Source organism: Enterobacter wuhouensis (assembly GCF_035835995.1).
Taxonomy (GTDB): domain Bacteria; phylum Pseudomonadota; class Gammaproteobacteria; order Enterobacterales; family Enterobacteriaceae; genus Enterobacter; species Enterobacter wuhouensis.
The window spans coordinates 871388-888213 of record NZ_CP142124.1; the positions used below are offsets into that span (position 1 = coordinate 871388).

Annotated in this window: 16 protein-coding genes and 1 pseudogene; 10 read left to right on the forward strand and 7 right to left on the reverse strand. The window is 55.8% G+C overall.

From position 1 onward, the window contains the following. The 7 genes from ftsQ (at nucleotide 1) to mutT (ending at nucleotide 8325) form a co-directional block, all read left to right on the forward strand. Entirely contained in the window at nucleotides 1-843 is an 843-nt protein-coding gene (gene ftsQ, locus VPX56_RS04215; protein ID WP_131633947.1) for a cell division protein FtsQ, read from the forward strand. Next, complete coding sequence (gene ftsA / locus VPX56_RS04220; protein WP_010426970.1) at nucleotides 840-2096, forward strand: cell division protein FtsA; 1257 nt, start codon at nucleotides 840-842, stop codon at nucleotides 2094-2096. Before ftsQ ends, ftsA begins: the two co-directional genes overlap by 4 nt. A gap of 61 nt (nucleotides 2097-2157) precedes the next feature. Further along, nucleotides 2158-3309: a cell division protein FtsZ gene (ftsZ, locus tag VPX56_RS04225; RefSeq protein ID WP_131633946.1), complete on the forward strand. Its 1152-nt coding sequence runs from the start codon at nucleotides 2158-2160 to the stop codon at nucleotides 3307-3309. 101 nt (nucleotides 3310-3410) lie between these two features. Then, entirely contained in the window at nucleotides 3411-4328 is a 918-nt protein-coding gene (gene lpxC, locus VPX56_RS04230; RefSeq protein WP_061099229.1) for a UDP-3-O-acyl-N-acetylglucosamine deacetylase, read from the forward strand. Nucleotides 4329-4606: 278 nt separating this feature from the next. Beyond that, nucleotides 4607-5110 carry a secA translation cis-regulator SecM gene (gene secM / locus VPX56_RS04235; protein WP_326471957.1) on the forward strand — a complete coding sequence of 168 codons (504 nt, stop codon included), beginning with the start codon at nucleotides 4607-4609 and terminating at the stop codon, nucleotides 5108-5110. A 59-nt stretch (nucleotides 5111-5169) separates the two neighbouring features. After that, on the forward strand, nucleotides 5170-7875 hold the full coding sequence (gene secA / locus VPX56_RS04240) for a preprotein translocase subunit SecA (RefSeq protein WP_326470078.1): 2706 nt from the start codon (nucleotides 5170-5172) through the stop codon (nucleotides 7873-7875). Nucleotides 7876-7932: 57 nt separating this feature from the next. Then, entirely contained in the window at nucleotides 7933-8325 is a 393-nt protein-coding gene (gene mutT / locus VPX56_RS04245) for an 8-oxo-dGTP diphosphatase MutT (protein ID WP_326470080.1), read from the forward strand. A 34-nt stretch (nucleotides 8326-8359) separates the two neighbouring features. On the opposite strand, the gene yacG is transcribed toward mutT, so the two are convergent. The 3 genes from yacG to coaE are packed head-to-tail and all read right to left on the reverse strand — an operon-like array spanning nucleotide 8360 to nucleotide 9927. After that, nucleotides 8360-8554 carry a DNA gyrase inhibitor YacG gene (gene yacG / locus VPX56_RS04250; RefSeq protein WP_010426960.1) on the reverse strand — a complete coding sequence of 65 codons (195 nt, stop codon included), beginning with the start codon at nucleotides 8552-8554 and terminating at the stop codon, nucleotides 8360-8362. Between the two features lie 9 nt (nucleotides 8555-8563). Next, a complete protein-coding gene (zapD, locus tag VPX56_RS04255; RefSeq protein ID WP_131633942.1) occupies nucleotides 8564-9307 on the reverse strand; it encodes a cell division protein ZapD in 744 nt (247 codons plus the stop codon). Further along, complete coding sequence (coaE, locus tag VPX56_RS04260) at nucleotides 9307-9927, reverse strand: dephospho-CoA kinase (protein ID WP_326470085.1); 621 nt, start codon at nucleotides 9925-9927, stop codon at nucleotides 9307-9309. Before coaE ends, zapD begins: the two co-directional genes overlap by 1 nt. A gap of 228 nt (nucleotides 9928-10155) precedes the next feature. Between coaE and VPX56_RS04265 the strand changes: the two genes are divergently transcribed. Further along, on the forward strand, nucleotides 10156-11199 hold the full coding sequence (locus tag VPX56_RS04265; RefSeq protein ID WP_263610032.1) for a GMP reductase: 1044 nt from the start codon (nucleotides 10156-10158) through the stop codon (nucleotides 11197-11199). Nucleotides 11200-11242: 43 nt separating this feature from the next. On the opposite strand, the gene hofC is transcribed toward VPX56_RS04265, so the two are convergent. The 4 genes and pseudogenes from hofC to nadC form a co-directional block, all read right to left on the reverse strand. Beyond that, nucleotides 11243-12427 (reverse strand): protein transport protein HofC, encoded by a 1185-nt coding sequence (gene hofC / locus VPX56_RS04270; protein WP_326470088.1) that lies wholly within the window; start codon nucleotides 12425-12427, stop codon nucleotides 11243-11245. After that, nucleotides 12417-13799 carry a type II secretion system protein GspE gene (gene gspE / locus VPX56_RS04275; RefSeq protein WP_326470089.1) on the reverse strand — a complete coding sequence of 461 codons (1383 nt, stop codon included), beginning with the start codon at nucleotides 13797-13799 and terminating at the stop codon, nucleotides 12417-12419. The genes hofC and gspE overlap by 11 nt, the downstream gene beginning before the upstream one ends. Nucleotides 13800-13810: 11 nt before the next feature. After that, a pseudogene (gene ppdD / locus VPX56_RS04280) lies at nucleotides 13811-14247 on the reverse strand (prepilin peptidase-dependent pilin). 174 nt (nucleotides 14248-14421) lie between these two features. Continuing rightward, on the reverse strand, nucleotides 14422-15315 hold the full coding sequence (nadC, locus tag VPX56_RS04285; RefSeq protein ID WP_131633936.1) for a carboxylating nicotinate-nucleotide diphosphorylase: 894 nt from the start codon (nucleotides 15313-15315) through the stop codon (nucleotides 14422-14424). A gap of 87 nt (nucleotides 15316-15402) precedes the next feature. On the opposite strand from nadC, the gene ampD reads away from it, so the two are divergent. Then, the gene (ampD, locus tag VPX56_RS04290) at nucleotides 15403-15954 is read left to right on the forward strand and encodes a 1,6-anhydro-N-acetylmuramyl-L-alanine amidase AmpD (protein ID WP_326470092.1); all 552 of its coding nucleotides are present in this window, start codon (nucleotides 15403-15405) and stop codon (nucleotides 15952-15954) included. Between the two features lie 9 nt (nucleotides 15955-15963). Beyond that, nucleotides 15964-16818, forward strand: a complete 855-nt coding sequence (gene ampE / locus VPX56_RS04295; protein WP_131633934.1) for a beta-lactamase regulator AmpE — start codon at nucleotides 15964-15966, stop codon at nucleotides 16816-16818. The last annotated feature ends 8 nt before the right edge of the window (nucleotides 16819-16826 follow it).

Here is a 16826-nt window from a genome sequence, read left to right on the forward strand (position 1 = left end):
ATGTCTCAGGCTGCATTGAACACGCGCAACCGCGAAGAAGAGGAAGAGTATTCGTCTTCACGCCGGAGTAATGGAACGCGTCTTGCAGGGATTATTTTCCTGCTCGGGGTGCTGTGCACCGTGTTTATCAGCGGCTGGATGGTGCTGGGCTGGATGGAAGACGCGCAGCGTTTACCGCTCTCTAAGCTGGTGGTGACCGGCGAGCGTCACTACACGCGTAACGATGATATTCGCCAGTCCATTCTGGCCCTGGGTTCGCCTGGCACCTTTATGACGCAGGACGTCAATATTATCCAGAGCCAGATTGAACGTCTGCCGTGGATAAAACAGGCGAGCGTAAGAAAGCAATGGCCTGATGAATTGAAGATTCATCTGGTTGAATATGTGCCCATTGCGCGTTGGAATGATCAGCACATGGTAGACGTGGACGGAAATTCCTTCAGCGTCCCAAGCGATCGCGTCAACAAGCAAAATTTACCGATGTTGTATGGCCCTGAAGGCAGCGAAAATGAAGTGTTACAGGGTTTTCGCGATATGGGGCAGGTGCTGGCCAAGAACCGCTTTACGTTAAAAGATGCCGCGATGACGGCGCGCCGCTCCTGGCAACTGACGTTAACGAATGGCATTAAGCTCAACCTTGGCCGCGGCGACACAATGAAACGTCTGGCGCGTTTTGTAGAACTTTACCCGGTTTTACAGCAGCAGGCGCAGACGGACGGCAAACGGATAAGCTACGTTGATTTGCGCTATGACTCAGGCGCAGCAGTCGGTTGGGCGCCGGCTCCGGTCGAGGAACCTAATCAGCAACAGAATCAGGCACAGGTACAGGCAGAACAACAATGATCAAGGCGACGGACAGAAAACTGGTAGTTGGACTGGAGATTGGCACCGCGAAGGTTGCCGCTTTAGTAGGGGAAGTTCTGCCCGACGGTATGGTCAATATCATTGGCGTGGGCAGCTGCCCGTCCCGTGGTATGGATAAAGGTGGGGTAAACGACCTTGAGTCGGTGGTGAAATGCGTACAGCGCGCCATCGATCAGGCTGAACTGATGGCAGATTGCCAGATTTCCTCTGTCTATCTGGCCCTTTCTGGCAAGCACATCAGCTGCCAGAACGAAATCGGTATGGTGCCGATTTCAGAAGAAGAAGTGACGCAGGAAGACGTTGAAAACGTTGTGCATACGGCGAAGTCCGTGCGCGTTCGTGACGAGCATCGCGTACTGCACGTGATCCCGCAGGAATACGCCATCGACTACCAGGAAGGGATCAAAAACCCGGTAGGTCTTTCGGGCGTGCGTATGCAGGCAAAAGTGCACCTGATCACATGTCACAACGATATGGCGAAGAACATCGTTAAAGCCGTTGAACGTTGTGGCCTGAAAGTTGACCAACTTATTTTCGCCGGTCTGGCCGCGAGTTATTCCGTGCTGACCGAAGATGAACGTGAACTGGGCGTCTGTGTGGTCGATATTGGTGGTGGTACAATGGACATGGCCGTGTATACCGGCGGTGCGCTGCGCCACACCAAAGTGATCCCTTATGCAGGGAACGTTGTGACCAGCGATATTGCCTACGCCTTTGGTACGCCACCGAGCGATGCAGAGGCGATCAAAGTGCGCCACGGTTGTGCACTGGGTTCTATCGTCGGTAAAGATGAGAGCGTTGAAGTGCCGAGCGTAGGCGGTCGTCCGCCGCGCAGCCTGCAGCGCCAGACGTTGGCAGAGGTGATTGAGCCGCGCTATACCGAGCTGCTCAACCTGGTTAACGAAGAGATTTTGCAGTTGCAGGAGCAGCTTCGCCAGCAGGGCGTTAAACATCATCTTGCGGCGGGGATTGTATTAACCGGCGGGGCAGCGCAAATTGAAGGTCTTGCGGCCTGCGCTCAGCGCGTGTTCCATACGCAGGTGCGTATTGGTGCGCCGCTGAATATTACCGGTTTAACGGATTACGCTCAGGAGCCGTACTATTCAACGGCCGTGGGCCTGCTGCACTACGGGAAAGAGTCCCATTTGAGTGGTGAAGCAGAAGTGGAAAAACGCGTCTCGGTGGGGTCGTGGGTCAAACGACTGAACACCTGGTTGCGAAAAGAGTTTTAATTTTTTTAAGAGACCGGAGAGAATTAGCGGTCTCGGGCGACAGGCACAACGGAGAGAAACTATGTTTGAACCAATGGAATTAACCAACGACGCGGTGATTAAAGTCATCGGCGTCGGTGGCGGCGGCGGTAACGCCGTAGAGCATATGGTGCGCGAGCGCATTGAAGGCGTTGAATTCTTTGCAGTCAACACCGATGCGCAGGCACTGCGTAAAACCGCGGTAGGCCAGACTATCCAGATCGGCGGTGGCATCACCAAAGGGCTGGGCGCTGGGGCTAACCCGGAAGTCGGTCGCAACGCGGCTGAAGAAGATCGTGAAGCCCTGCGCGCTGCACTGGAAGGTGCGGACATGGTCTTCATCGCAGCAGGCATGGGCGGCGGTACGGGTACCGGTGCAGCGCCTGTTGTGGCTGAAGTGGCAAAAGATTTAGGTATCCTGACCGTTGCTGTCGTGACCAAGCCTTTCAACTTCGAAGGCAAGAAGCGTATGGCATTCGCGGAGCAGGGCATCACCGAGCTGTCCAAGCATGTGGACTCTCTGATTACCATCCCGAACGACAAACTGCTGAAAGTTCTGGGTCGCGGTATCTCCCTGCTTGACGCTTTTGGCGCAGCAAACGACGTGCTGAAAGGCGCGGTTCAGGGTATCGCTGAACTGATTACCCGTCCTGGCCTGATGAACGTCGACTTTGCTGACGTTCGCACCGTGATGTCCGAAATGGGCTATGCGATGATGGGCTCTGGCGTGGCAAGCGGTGAAGACCGTGCGGAAGAAGCGGCTGAAATGGCGATCTCTTCCCCACTGCTGGAAGATATCGATCTGTCCGGTGCGCGCGGCGTGCTGGTCAACATTACCGCTGGCTTTGACCTGCGTCTGGATGAGTTCGAAACCGTGGGTAACACCATCCGTGCGTTCGCTTCCGACAACGCGACCGTGGTAATCGGTACTTCTCTTGACCCGGAAATGAACGACGAACTGCGCGTTACTGTTGTTGCCACCGGTATCGGTATGGACAAGCGTCCTGAGATCACCCTGGTGACCAACAAGCAGACTCAGCAGCCGGTGATGGATCGTTACCAGCAGCACGGTATGGCTCCGCTGACTCAAGAGCAGAAACCAGCCGCGAAAGTGGTTAACGATACCACTCCGCAAACGGCGAAAGAGCCAGATTATCTGGACATCCCAGCGTTCCTGCGTAAGCAAGCTGACTAAGAATTGGCTGGAATTTGGGGATTTGCGCTCTTTGTGCTAAACTGGCCCACCGTTAGTGATATACACTCTCGGTTGGATAGTTAATTTGGCGAGATTATACGATGATCAAACAAAGGACACTTAAACGTATCGTTCAGGCGACTGGCGTCGGTTTGCATACCGGCAAGAAAGTCACACTGACGTTACGCCCTGCGCCGGCCAATACCGGGGTCATCTATCGTCGCACCGACTTGAATCCACCGGTAGATTTTCCGGCCGATGCCAAATCTGTGCGTGATACTATGCTCTGTACTTGTCTGGTGAATGAGCATGACGTGCGGATTTCTACCGTAGAGCACCTGAACGCCGCCCTGGCGGGTCTGGGTATCGACAACATCATTGTTGAAGTCGATGCGCCAGAAATCCCGATCATGGACGGTAGTGCTGCTCCGTTCGTTTATCTGTTGCTGGATGCCGGCATCGAAGAACTGAACTGCGCGAAGAAATTTGTTCGTATCAAAGAGACCGTTCGCGTCGAAGATGGCGACAAATGGGCTGAATTCAAACCGTACAATGGTTTCTCGTTGGACTTTACCATCGACTTTAACCATCCTGCGATTGATGCAAGCACCCAGCGCTATGCGATGAACTTCTCTGCTGATGCGTTTATGCGCCAGATCAGCCGTGCTCGTACTTTCGGCTTTATGCGTGATATCGAATATCTGCAGTCCCGCGGCCTGTGCCTGGGCGGCAGCTTCGATTGTGCCATCGTTGTTGACGATTATCGCGTACTGAACGAAGACGGTCTGCGTTTTGAAGATGAATTCGTTCGTCACAAAATGCTGGATGCCATCGGCGACCTCTTCATGTGTGGTCACAACATCATTGGTGCATTTACCGCGTTTAAATCCGGTCATGCGCTGAACAACAAACTGTTGCAGGCCGTCCTGGCAAAACAGGAAGCCTGGGAATATGTGACCTTCGAAGACGAAGCTGAACTGCCGCTGGCCTTCAAAGCACCGACTATGGTTCTGGCGTAACGGTTCAAGCCGTTTCGTAAAAAATCGACTGGTTAACCTGGTACTCTCTCCGACCAGGCAGGCCAGTCGTTTTTATTTCTATCCTTCATTAGTTTGTCCCTGCGCCTCCTGTTGCCTGTCATGCGAAGAAAATCTGTGCGTTAGCTGCATTCTTGACCGTTTTTCCCTGCTGCACTACGTCATTCCTGCTGATGTACATTGGCTTTAGTGGTAATATCTGGGCGCTAAAAAGAATATCTGAACTCAGCCTGCACAGGCTGGCTTATGTGGTGGAGCAAGTGAGCGGAATACTGACGCGCTGGCGACAATTTGGCAGACGTTACTTCTGGCCGCATCTCTTATTGGGGATGGTCGCGGCGAGCCTCGGCTTGCCTGCGCTCAGCAATAATGCCGAAGCCGCGGCTCCGACAAAGACCTCCACGTCCAAACACGATCTCACCACGCGGGTTAACTTTACTAACCTCGCACTGCTTGAAGCCAACCGCCGTCCTAACTTCTCGGTTGATTACTGGCACCAGCACGCTATCCGCACGGTTATTCGCCATCTGTCCTTTGCCATGGCGCCGCAGGCCATGCCTGCAGCCGAAGAGACGCTGCCGGTTCAGGCGCAGCACCTTGCCCTGCTGGATACGCTCAACGCGCTGCTTACCCAGGATAGCCAGCCGCCTGTCACGGTCCGCCAGACAGCGCCAGCAGCGTTTGTCTCCCCCGCATCCTTCTCGATTTCGACATGGATTAGCCAGGTCCACGGCATCCGTGCCGGGCCACAACGCCTCAGCTAAATTAACGCTTTTTCAATACCTTAATTTATCTGCCCATCTGGGGCGTTTGAGAATTTATTATGCTAATCAAATTATTAACCAAAGTTTTTGGTAGTCGTAACGATCGTACCCTGCGCCGCATGCGTAAAGCCGTCACCGTCATCAACGGTATGGAACCCGCGATGGAGAAGCTGTCTGATGACGAGCTGAAGGCCAAAACCGCGGAGTTCCGTGCGCGTCTGGAAAAAGGCGAAACCTTAGAAAGCCTGATCCCGGAAGCCTTTGCCGTTGTGCGTGAAGCGAGCAAGCGCGTCTTCGGCATGCGCCACTTCGACGTGCAGCTGCTGGGCGGCATGGTGCTCAACGAGCGCTGCATCGCGGAAATGCGTACCGGTGAAGGTAAAACCCTGACCGCAACGCTGCCGGCGTACCTGAACGCCCTGACCGGTAAAGGCGTTCACGTCGTTACCGTCAACGACTATCTGGCGCAGCGTGACGCCGAAAACAACCGTCCACTGTTCGAATTCCTCGGCATGACCGTGGGTATTAACATGTCCGGCCTGCCGGCGCCCGCCAAGCGAGAAGCCTATAACGCGGACATCACCTACGGTACCAACAACGAATACGGCTTCGACTACCTGCGCGACAACATGGCGTTCAGCCCAGAAGAACGCGTTCAGCGTAAGCTGCACTATGCGCTGGTGGATGAGGTGGACTCCATCCTGATCGATGAAGCGCGTACCCCGCTGATTATCTCCGGCCCGGCTGAAGACAGCTCCGAGATGTATCGTAAAGTCGACAAAATCATTCCTCACCTGCTGCGCCAGGAGAAAGAAGACTCCGACACCTTCCAGGGCGAAGGCCACTTCTCCGTTGATGAAAAAGCGCGCCAGGTAAACCTGACCGAACGCGGCCTAGTTCAGATTGAAGAACTGCTGGTGGCTCAGGGCATCATGGAAGAGGGTGAGTCACTTTACTCCCCGAGCAACATTATGCTGATGCACCACGTAACGGCAGCGCTGCGCGCTCACGCGCTGTTCACCCGCGACGTTGACTACATCGTGAAGGACGGTGAAGTTATCATCGTTGATGAACACACCGGCCGTACCATGCAGGGGCGTCGCTGGTCAGATGGCCTACACCAGGCGGTTGAGGCCAAAGAAGGCGTTGATATTCAAAACGAAAACCAGACGCTGGCATCCATCACCTTCCAGAACTACTTCCGCCTGTACGAGAAGCTGGCAGGGATGACCGGTACTGCCGATACCGAAGCGTTTGAATTCAGCTCTATTTACAAACTGGATACCGTAGTTGTTCCAACCAACCGCCCGATGATCCGTAAGGATATGCCGGATCTGGTCTACATGACCGAAGCGGAAAAAATTCAGGCGATCATTGAGGACATTCGCGATCGCACCGCGGCAGGCCAGCCGGTGCTGGTGGGTACTATCTCCATTGAGAAATCCGAAGTGGTTTCTCACGAGCTGACCAAAGCGGGCATCAAGCACAACGTTCTGAACGCCAAGTTCCACGCCAAAGAAGCAGATATCGTTGCGCAGGCGGGCTATCCGGGCGCGGTGACCATCGCGACCAACATGGCGGGTCGTGGTACCGATATTATGCTGGGCGGCAGCTGGCAGGCGGAAGTCGCCGAGCTGGAAAACCCAACTCCAGAGCAGATCGCGCAGATCAAAGCTGACTGGCAGGTTCGCCACGACGCCGTTCTGGCATCCGGTGGTCTGCACATCATTGGTACCGAGCGCCACGAATCACGTCGTATCGATAACCAGCTGCGCGGCCGTGCGGGTCGTCAGGGTGATGCCGGTTCTTCCCGCTTCTACCTGTCTATGGAAGATGCGCTGATGCGTATTTTCGCCTCTGACCGCGTTTCCGGCATGATGCGTAAGCTGGGTATGAAGCCAGGCGAAGCTATTGAGCACCCGTGGGTCACCAAGGCGATTGCTAACGCACAGCGTAAAGTGGAAAGCCGCAACTTCGATATTCGTAAGCAGCTGCTGGAATATGATGACGTAGCTAACGATCAGCGTCGCGCGATCTACACCCAGCGTAACGAACTGCTGGACGTGTCTGACGTAAGCGAAACCATCAACAGCATCCGCGAGGACGTGTTCAAAGCCACTATCGATGCGCATATTCCTCCGCAGTCACTGGAAGAAATGTGGGATATCGAAGGCCTGCAGGAACGTCTGAAAAACGACTTCGACCTCGATCTGCCAATCAAAGAGTGGCTGGACAAAGAGCCCGAGCTGCACGAAGAAACCCTGCGTGAGCGTATCTTCGAAAACGCGCTGGAAGTCTACAAGCGTAAGGAAGAGGTCGTTGGCGCAGAGATGATGCGTCACTTCGAAAAAGGCGTCATGCTGCAGACGCTCGATTCCCTGTGGAAAGAGCACCTGGCAGCGATGGACTACCTGCGTCAGGGTATCCACCTGCGCGGCTATGCGCAGAAAGATCCGAAGCAGGAGTACAAGCGTGAATCCTTCTCCATGTTTGCTGCTATGCTGGAATCGCTGAAGTATGAAGTGATCAGCACCCTGAGCAAAGTTCAGGTACGTATGCCGGAAGAAGTGGAAGCGATGGAGCAGCAGCGTCGTGAAGAAGCTGAGCGTCTGGCGCAGATGCAACAGCTGAGCCACCAGACCGACGAAAGCGAAGCTGCAGAGGCGATTGCCGCGCAGGCTGGCGATCGTAAAGTAGGGCGTAACGATCCCTGCCCATGCGGATCCGGTAAAAAATACAAGGCGTGCCACGGCCGTCTGAGCTAAAACGTTAACAAATCGAAAAGGCGCAGAAATCTGCGCCTTTTTTATGGACGTGACAATATGAAAACACTGCAAATCGCCGTCGGGATTATTCGCAATCCGCAGAACCAAATCTTCATTACGCAACGCGCCGCCGACGCCCATATGGCGAACAAGTGGGAGTTCCCTGGCGGGAAAATCGAAGCAGGTGAAACGCCGGAACAGGCGCTGGTTCGTGAACTTCAGGAAGAGGTGGGTATCATCCCGCTTGGTGCAACGCTGTTCGATAAGCTGGAATACCAGTTTCCGGATCGTCACATTACGCTGTGGTTCTGGCTAGTGGAAAGCTGGGAAGGTGAACCCTGGGGAAGAGAGGGGCAGCCGGGCGGCTGGGTTTCACTTCATGCGAGTGATGCCGAAAAATTCCCTCCGGCAAATGCGCCCGTCATTTCCCGGCTGACGGGCAAACCGTAGGCCTGCCAGGCGAAGCGCCAGCAGGTTTTAAACACTAACGCTGCTCTTCGCTCCAGTCATCGCTGTCCGAGAGATCGCCTTCGCTCGGTATACGTTTCTCTTCCGCCGCCCATTCGCCCAGGTCAATGAGCTGGCAGCGTTTACAGCAGAATGGGCGAAACGGACTTACTTCGCCCCAGACGACGGTTTTGCCGCAGGTTGGGCAGTTTACGGTGGTTACGTCAGACATCGGCACTCCTTAACAACAGGCCAGTTCAAAATCGAGGCGTTCCGGCACGGTGCCATTCTCGCTGTCCAGCGGCATAAAGCGAATCGCAAAGCGGCTCTTATGCCCGGAGATTTGCGGGTAAAGCTGTTCACCAAGGGACAGGTTAAGACGCAGCAGATCGGCATCGTCACCGTTGTCCTGATAGAAACCATTCAGGCTGGTTTGTTTGCGGAACGGAGCTGAGTTACGGATCAGATCGAGGATCAGCGTAAGCGTCTGGTTCATCGGCTCCAGGCTTGCCATCCAGCTGTTCACCTGCGCGTCGCGCTGAGCCTGTGGCATATGCAGCCACATGTGAAGGGTTGGCAGATCGAAGCTGCAGCAGCCGCCAGGAATACTGAGACGCTGGCGCACCAGGCCGATCAGACGGTCTTCGCGCAAAAATTGCCCGACTCGCGGAGCTGCCATCAGAACCGTGCTGCTGTTTTTCAACTGCTGACGCAGCGAATCGATGCGGCTTTGGTCAACGCCCGGCACCTCTGTCCAGGCCTGCAGCTTACGCTGCTGGCGTTCCAGTTCTTTCAGCAATTCAGTGCGAACATCACCACGTTCAATCACATCCAGCAGGTCGCCAACGTTGCGGAAAAAATGCAGTGCAGCGGCGTGGTCGTTGACGGGCAGCTGCTGCGAAAGCTGTTGAATAAGAAACTCGATGCGCAGCCAGGTACGCATTTTTTCGTTAAGCGGGTGCTCAAAAAGGATATGGGTCGACATTATGGTTTTTCCTGTGCAACGGCCTGCGCGGCGAGCGTCAGATACTGCTCGTGCAGACGGGCAACATCCGATGCGATCGCATCTGGTGCGCCGTTATTATCAATAACATCATCCGCAACGGCAAGGCGCTGAGCGCGCGTGGCCTGTGCGGCTAGGATCTGTTCTGCATGTTCACGTGAGACATGGTCGCGCGCCACGGTCCGCTGGATCTGCGTTTCGGGGGCAACATCAATGACCAAAACCCTATCGGCTTTATTCTGCAGCTGATTTTCTAACAGCAGCGGAACCACCCAGAGTACATAAGGCGAGCGCGCGGCGGCAATCTGACGCTGAGTTTCCTGATGGATAATGGGGTGGAGCAGGGCATTAAGCCAGACCTTTTCAGCAGAATCAGAAAAAATGCATTCGCGAAGCTGACGGCGATTGAGCGTGCCGTCCGCGTTGAGGATTAGCTGACCAAAATGCGTCTCGATGGCCTGCAGTGCGGGTGAATCTGGCTCTACCACCTGACGGGCAATGATATCGGCATCAATAATCGTGATGCCCAGACGAGAAAACGCGTCCGCAACGGTACTTTTACCACTACCGATGCCGCCGGTTAATGCGACGATATACCCCATTAAATCAAATCCTGGGAATTATTCATTAGTAAAATCAGTTGCTTAAAATTTAAACATGCGTCCACAAATGTTTAGCTCTCATTACCTGCTTTTTACCAGGTAAATTTATAGGATTGTAGCGTAAAAAAAGAGAATTTCGCAGTCTTGCGGAGCAGGTTTTAGTGCGTATGATAGCGTCACTGGAGTTGTGCTTTTAATAAATTTGCCTCTAACCCCAGGAATCCGCACATGCGTATCGAAGAAGATCTGAAGTTAGGTTTCAAAGACGTTCTTATCCGCCCTAAACGCTCTACACTGAAAAGTCGCTCAGACGTTGAACTCGAACGTCAATTCACCTTTAAACATTCCGGTCAGACCTGGTCTGGCGTGCCGATCATCGCCGCTAACATGGATACCGTCGGGACCTTCGAGATGGCAACCGCGCTGGCGAAATTTGATGTGCTTACCGCTGTGCACAAACACTACACGCCGGAAGAGTGGAACGCGTTTATCGCCTCTGCATCTGCAGACGTGGTGAAGCACGTGATGGTGTCAACCGGCACATCCGATGCGGATTTCGAGAAAACCAAACAGATCCTGAACGCTAACCCGGCGCTGAGCTTTGTCTGCATTGACGTGGCGAATGGTTATTCCGAGCACTTTGTGCAGTTCGTCAGCAAGGCGCGCGAAGCCTGGCCGACCAAAACCATCATTGCGGGCAACGTGGTGACCGGGGAAATGTGTGAAGAGCTGATTCTGTCCGGTGCAGATATCGTGAAGGTAGGGATTGGCCCGGGCTCAGTATGCACCACGCGCGTGAAAACAGGCGTTGGTTATCCGCAGCTGTCCGCCGTGATTGAGTGTGCCGATGCGGCGCATGGTCTGGGCGGTCAGATCATCAGCGATGGCGGTTGCACCATGCCGGGCGATGTTGCGAAAGCCTTTGGCGGCGGCGCAGACTTCGTGATGCTCGGCGGTATGCTGGCCGGTCACGAAGAGAGCGGCGGCACCGTGGTTGAGGAGAACGGCGAGAAATTTATGCTGTTCTACGGCATGAGCTCTGAATCCGCGATGACGCGTCACGTGGGTGGCGTGGCAAAATACCGCGCGGCCGAAGGTAAAACCGTGAAGCTGCCGCTGCGCGGCCCGGTCGAAAATACGGCGCGTGACGTTCTCGGCGGCTTGCGCTCCGCCTGCACCTACGTTGGCGCATCTCGCCTGAAAGAGCTGACGAAACGCACAACGTTTATCCGCGTTCAGGAGCAGGAAAACCGCGTATTCAATAGCCTGTAATGGCTCTTGCTGGCGCACGCCCGTGCGCCAGCACTATTCAGCACTATCCCGCACTCATCGCATCCCCCAGATGAAAAATTGGCAGATACATGGCGACAACCAGAGTGCCAACGATCGCGCCCGTCACAATCAACAGTAAGGGCTCCAGAAGCGCCGCCAGGCTATCGGCCTGCTGAAAGGTTTGCTCTGTGTGGTGACGAGCAAGATTCTCCAGCATGATATCCAGCGCCCCCGAGATTTCTCCTGTTCTAATCAGCTGGATACAAAGCGGCGTAAAGACTGCCGCCTTCTGGAAGGATGACCAGACGGGTAAGCCCTTTTCAATATCCTCTCTGATCTTTTGGAGTATTCCTTGCCAGTATGGGCTGTCGACGGTCTCTTCTGCGCTCGCCAGCCCCTGTAAAAAGGCAATACCTGCATGCTGCGTTAGTGATAACACGGTGAAGATACGCCCCAGCATTTGCCCCCTTGCCAGCGCTCCTGTAACCGGCACGTGCAGCAGGAGACGCTGCCAGCGGGGGTGCTGCCGCTGACGGTATATCACGGCAATCGGAACAAGCAGCGCAGCGAAAAGCGCTAAGCCGTACGACTGAAGGAATGACGCCAACCCCATGACCATCTGCGTCAACAGGGGGAGTGGGGTGTTAAAGGTTTTGTAGATAGCCGCGAATTCCGGCAGCACCAGCGTGACCATTGCCAGCACCACGAGGATGGCCAGCGTCAGGATGATCGCCGGATAGCGCAGCGCTTTTTTCACCTTCGCACCAAGCAGCAGCTGGGACTTTTGTTGTTCTGCCAGCTGGCGGCAGCACGCCTCAAGATTCCCCGTCAGCTCGCCGGTTTTAACCATTGAAACATAGAGCGGGCTGAACACATTCGGCCACTTCTTCAGCGCCTCCGAGAAGGCACATCCTTCGCTAAGGTCGTCGGAAAAGCGTTGCAGCAATGCCTGCCACTGCTTCATCGGATGCTGCTCCGCCAGCATCTGCAGGCTGTGAGATAACGTCAGGCCAGCCTGCAGCAGCGTGGCGAGCTGGCGAAACATTTCGTAGCAGTGCTCGGGCCGCCAGCGCCGCTGCGGTGAACAGCGGTTGAGCATAATAGGGTGAAGGCCTTTAAGCATCAGTCCGGCAAAGGCCGCTTCCCGATCGGTAGCCCAGAGCGTTCCGGACAGCGAATCTCCTTCGGCGGATAGCGCGCGCCAGCGCCAGAGTTGATTAGCAGCCATCGGGCATGCCCAGTACGCGCAGCAACTCTTCAAGCGTGGTGAGCCCTTGCTCAACGGCCATGCAGCCATGTTCAAACAGTGAGGTCATTCCAGCCTGGCGGGCGCTGTCTTCTATCACTTCGATACTTGCCCCACTGGCGATGGCCTGCCGGAGGGGGTTGTCGATGGTGAGCACTTCAAAAATGGCCACGCGACCATAAAACCCGTGATAGCAGCGGTCGCAGCCTGCAGGTTGCCAGCGTGGAAGCCGGCGGGGCCAGACCGAATGCGGCAACTCCCTTCGCTCCTGGGTTTCCTGTCGGCAGTGTGGGCACAGGCGGCGCACCAGCCTTTGGGCGATGACCATTGAAAGCGCAGAGGAGATCATCCAGCGTGCCACGCCCATTTGCTGCAGGCGAATCAATGTTTCAGCCGTCGAATTGGTATGCAGGGTCGACAACACCAGATGCCCGGTCTGCGCAGCGTTAATAGCAATCTCTGCCGTTTCGCCGTCGCGGATTTCGCCCACCATAATGATATCGGGATCCTGACGAAGCAGCGCCCGCAGCACGCTCTGGAAGGTTAATCCCGATCGGGGATTGATCTGCGTCTGGTTCAGTCCGGCAAGCGGGATCTCAATCGGATCTTCCACGCTGCAGATATTAACGTCAGGCGTATTGCGGGCCTGCAGCGCGCTGTAGAGCGTGACGGTTTTACCGCTGCCCGTCGGCCCTGTTACCAGAATCAACCCCTGCGGCTGATGGAGTACCTCGGTAAAACGGCTCAGCTGCTCGGGGCTCATCCCCAGCTTTGCGGGTTCCAGCGCCTGTTGAACCTGATGGAGCAGGCGCAGAACAATCTTCTCCCCGCCGCTGCACGGGAGTGTCGCGATGCGAAAGGAGACGGATTCGTTTGCCAGCTCCACCGTAAACTGTCCGTCCTGCGGTAGGCGGCGTTCGGCAATATCCAGATTCCCTAGTACTTTTAAGCGGGCGCTGAGCGTTGCTGCCAGCGCGGCGGTAAGCGGGGGCTGAGGGCAAAGCACGCCGTCAACACGCAAGCGGATCTGACAGGCGTGTTCCATTGGTTCAATGTGGATGTCCGATGCGCGCTGGTTTATCGCCTGCTGCAGCGTGTGATTGAGGATATCCACCGCTGAATGTGCCGCCGTTACAACCGGCAAATGCGTTTGCATTGCCATCTGCCGATGTTTTTCCATGCGTTCGGCACTCCAGCACTCAATATCAATACGCTTTTGAGTGGCGAAGCGCAGGGCTTCCATCAGTTCCGATGAGGGCTTGCCCGCCACGGCGATGCTAATCATGTCGGTATCGCTGGTGAGCAGCAGGGAGTGATGGCGCTGGCACAGGGCGACAAGTTGTTCTGAATTCATCGTGCCTCCCGTCAGATATCGTTAAAGCGGAAGACGTCTTCGCAGGCCTGCTTGAGCGCGCTGTCGTTGCTGATATTGCAGCTGCGCGTCCAGCCCGTCATGCCGTTGCCGTCGTTCCACTGTGGCGTCATGACCACCACAAGCCCGTTGAGGCTCTCCTGGCCAGTCAGGGTTACAACGCCTTGTGTCACGCTCATTCCTGAGACATATCGCGTGGTTGTTGGAGAAGGAATACCGTTACTGCCGCCGTCACAGCTCGCTACGCCGCCGTGATCCAGGGCGCAAAGTTCTATAGCCGTGCGATAGGGAATGAAGGTTTGCAGCATATCGTCAATGCCGCTTTTCGCAGGTAGTTCTGGTAGGCGGGTACGCCAATGGCGCTCAGGATGGCAATAATGCCGATGACGACCATCAGCTCAATGAGTGTGAATCCTTGTTGTCTGTTCATAACTGCTCCTCGGTTTACGTGGCGCTACTCTGGCAGCGAGAGGCGGCAGGCACGAGGGGCAAAAATAGAATCGTGAAGCGGTTTTCAGGGATTTATTGCGGGGTTGCAGTGCAGGACATCAAATCTGCGAGCGGGGCTGAAATTCCCCTCTCCGGGCGGAGAGGGGAGATAGCGTTATTTGAAGCGCATCGAGAGGTCGAGGGCGCGCACGTGCTTGGTCAGGGCGCCGACGGAGATGTAATCAACGCCGGTTTGTGCAAATTCACGAATGGTTTCAAACGTCACATTGCCGGATACCTCCAGCTGAGCCTGCCCATTGGTCAGCCTGACCGCCTCGCGCATCTGCTCCGTTTCGAAGTTATCCAGCATGATGATGTCGGCACCGGCCTTGATGGCCTGCTCCAGCTCTTCCAGGCTTTCGACTTCCACTTCAACCGGGACGTCAGGGTGCAGCCAGAAGGCTTTCTCCACCGCCTGGCGCACGGAGCCAGAAGCAATAATGTGGTTCTCTTTGATCAGGAAGGCGTCGGATAATCCCAGACGATGGTTTGCGCCGCCGCCGCACAGCACCGCGTATTTCAGGGCGGTACGCAGGCCCGGAAGCGTTTTACGGGTGTCCAGCAGCTGCGTGCGGGTGCCGGCCAGCAGGTCGACGTAGCGGCGCACTTCACTTGCCACGCCAGACAACGTCTGCACGAAGTTCAGCGCGGTACGCTCGCCGGTGAGCAGCACGCGGGCGGGGCCGTCCAGCTCGAACAGCGGCTGATTTGCTGTGATAGCGTCGCCGTCGTCGACGCGCCAGGTTATCTGCACCTCGTCGCCCGCCAGCTGGGTGAAGACCTCTTCTACCCAACGTTTTCCGCAGAACACGCCGTCTTCACGCGTAATAATTACCGCATGCGAGCGCGTCTCTTTCGGCAACAATTGCGCGGTAATATCGTTGTCGGCATTAACGTCACCGCCCAGGTCTTCTTTCAAAGCATGGGCAACGCTTGCCGGGATATCCATGTTAATACGTTCCAGAAGCGCGTCACGTCGGTGGTCGGGGTTGTAGCGGCGAGGCGGCATGATAAAACTCCAAATTGGTAACGAATCATAATATTGAAACATGCTACTCTGAACCGAGTAATAGCACCATACAGAAGGAGTTCCAGCATGTTGTTAGAAAACGGATGGCTGGTGGATGCGCGGCGTGTGCCCTCGCCGCACCATGACTGCCGCCCGGAGGATGAAAAGCCCACACTGCTGGTTGTTCATAATATCAGTCTCCCGCCCGGGGAGTTTGGCGGTCCGTGGATCGATGCGTTATTCACGGGAACCATAGATCCCACTGCCCATCCTTTCTTTGCTGAAATCGCGCATCTGCGCGTGTCGGCGCACTGCCTTATACGCCGTGACGGTGAAGTGGTTCAGTATGTTCCTTTTGATAAGCGCGCCTGGCATGCCGGCGTGTCGATGTATCAGGGGCGCGAGCGCTGCAACGATTTTTCCATTGGCATTGAACTTGAAGGAACGGATCTAACGCCTTACACCGATGCGCAGTATCGGGCACTGGTCGCCGTTACCCAGGCGCTGATAAAGCTTTATCCCGCCGTTGCTGAGAATATTACGGGGCACAGCGATATCGCCCCCGAAAGAAAAACCGATCCTGGCCCGGCATTCGACTGGTCACGGTTTCACGCCATGCTTACCGCGTCGTCAGAATAAGGAGATAACATGACGTTGTTTACCATGCTGCTGGTTATCATCGCCGAACGCCTGTTCAAGCTCGGTGAACACTGGCAATTAGACCATCGGCTGGAGGTGTTTTTCCGCCGCATTAAGCATTTCTCTATGCTGCGTACGCTGCTGATGATGGCAGGCGTGATGGTGATAACCTTCCTGCTGCTGCGCGCGCTGTACGGACTCTTTTTCAACGTGCCGCTGCTGGTGGTGTGGATCCTGCTCGGCGTGCTGTGCATCGGCGCGGGCAAGGTGCGTTTGCACTATCACGCTTACCTGAAAGCGGCGTCCCGTGACGATGCCCACGCCCGCGGGGCCATGGCGAGCGAGCTGACGATGATCCACGGCGTGCCGCCGGACTGCGACGAGCGGGAATTCCTGCGCGAGCTGCAAAACGCGCTGCTGTGGATTAACTTCCGCTACTACCTCGCGCCGCTGTTCTGGTTTGTGGTGGGCGGCCCGTGGGGGCCGGTACTGCTGATGGGGTATGCGTTCCTGCGCGCCTGGCAGACCTGGCTCGCCCGTTACCTGACGCCGCACGAGCGCTTGCTGTCCGGCATTGATGCCATTCTGCACGTGCTTGACTGGCTGCCGGTGCGCCTGGTGGGCGTAGTGTACGCGCTGATCGGCCACGGTGAAAAAGCGCTGCCCGCGTGGTTTGCCTCTTTGGGCGATCGCCACACCTCGCAATATCAGGTGCTAACGCGTCTGGCGCAGTTCTCGCTGGCGCGCGAACCGCATACCGATAAGATTGAAACGCCGAAGGCGGCTGTTTCAATGGCGAAGAAAACGTCGTTTGTGGTGGTGGTTATCGTGGCCTTGCTGACCATTTACGGCACGCTGGTATAGGCCAGCGC

Bases quoted from the DNA above. Each gene is read 5' to 3' on its own strand.
- nadC (WP_131633936.1), bottom strand. From the start codon at position 15,315: ATGCCGCCTCGCCGCTACAACCCCGACCACCGACGTGACGCGCTTCTG.
- lpxC (WP_061099229.1), top strand. From the start codon at position 3,411: ATGATCAAACAAAGGACACTTAAACGTATCGTTCAGGCGACTGGCGTC.
- VPX56_RS04265 (WP_263610032.1), top strand. From the start codon at position 10,156: ATGCGTATCGAAGAAGATCTGAAGTTAGGTTTCAAAGACGTTCTTATC.
- coaE (WP_326470085.1), bottom strand. From the start codon at position 9,927: ATGGGGTATATCGTCGCATTAACCGGCGGCATCGGTAGTGGTAAAAGT.
- ftsZ (WP_131633946.1), top strand. From the start codon at position 2,158: ATGTTTGAACCAATGGAATTAACCAACGACGCGGTGATTAAAGTCATC.
- ampE (WP_131633934.1), top strand. From the start codon at position 15,964: ATGACGTTGTTTACCATGCTGCTGGTTATCATCGCCGAACGCCTGTTC.
- zapD (WP_131633942.1), bottom strand. From the start codon at position 9,307: ATGTCGACCCATATCCTTTTTGAGCACCCGCTTAACGAAAAAATGCGT.
- ftsQ (WP_131633947.1), top strand. From the start codon at position 1: ATGTCTCAGGCTGCATTGAACACGCGCAACCGCGAAGAAGAGGAAGAG.
- gspE (WP_326470089.1), bottom strand. From the start codon at position 13,799: ATGAATTCAGAACAACTTGTCGCCCTGTGCCAGCGCCATCACTCCCTG.
- secA (WP_326470078.1), top strand. From the start codon at position 5,170: ATGCTAATCAAATTATTAACCAAAGTTTTTGGTAGTCGTAACGATCGT.
- ampD (WP_326470092.1), top strand. From the start codon at position 15,403: ATGTTGTTAGAAAACGGATGGCTGGTGGATGCGCGGCGTGTGCCCTCG.
- mutT (WP_326470080.1), top strand. From the start codon at position 7,933: ATGAAAACACTGCAAATCGCCGTCGGGATTATTCGCAATCCGCAGAAC.
- yacG (WP_010426960.1), bottom strand. From the start codon at position 8,554: ATGTCTGACGTAACCACCGTAAACTGCCCAACCTGCGGCAAAACCGTC.
- ftsA (WP_010426970.1), top strand. From the start codon at position 840: ATGATCAAGGCGACGGACAGAAAACTGGTAGTTGGACTGGAGATTGGC.
- hofC (WP_326470088.1), bottom strand. From the start codon at position 12,427: ATGGCTGCTAATCAACTCTGGCGCTGGCGCGCGCTATCCGCCGAAGGA.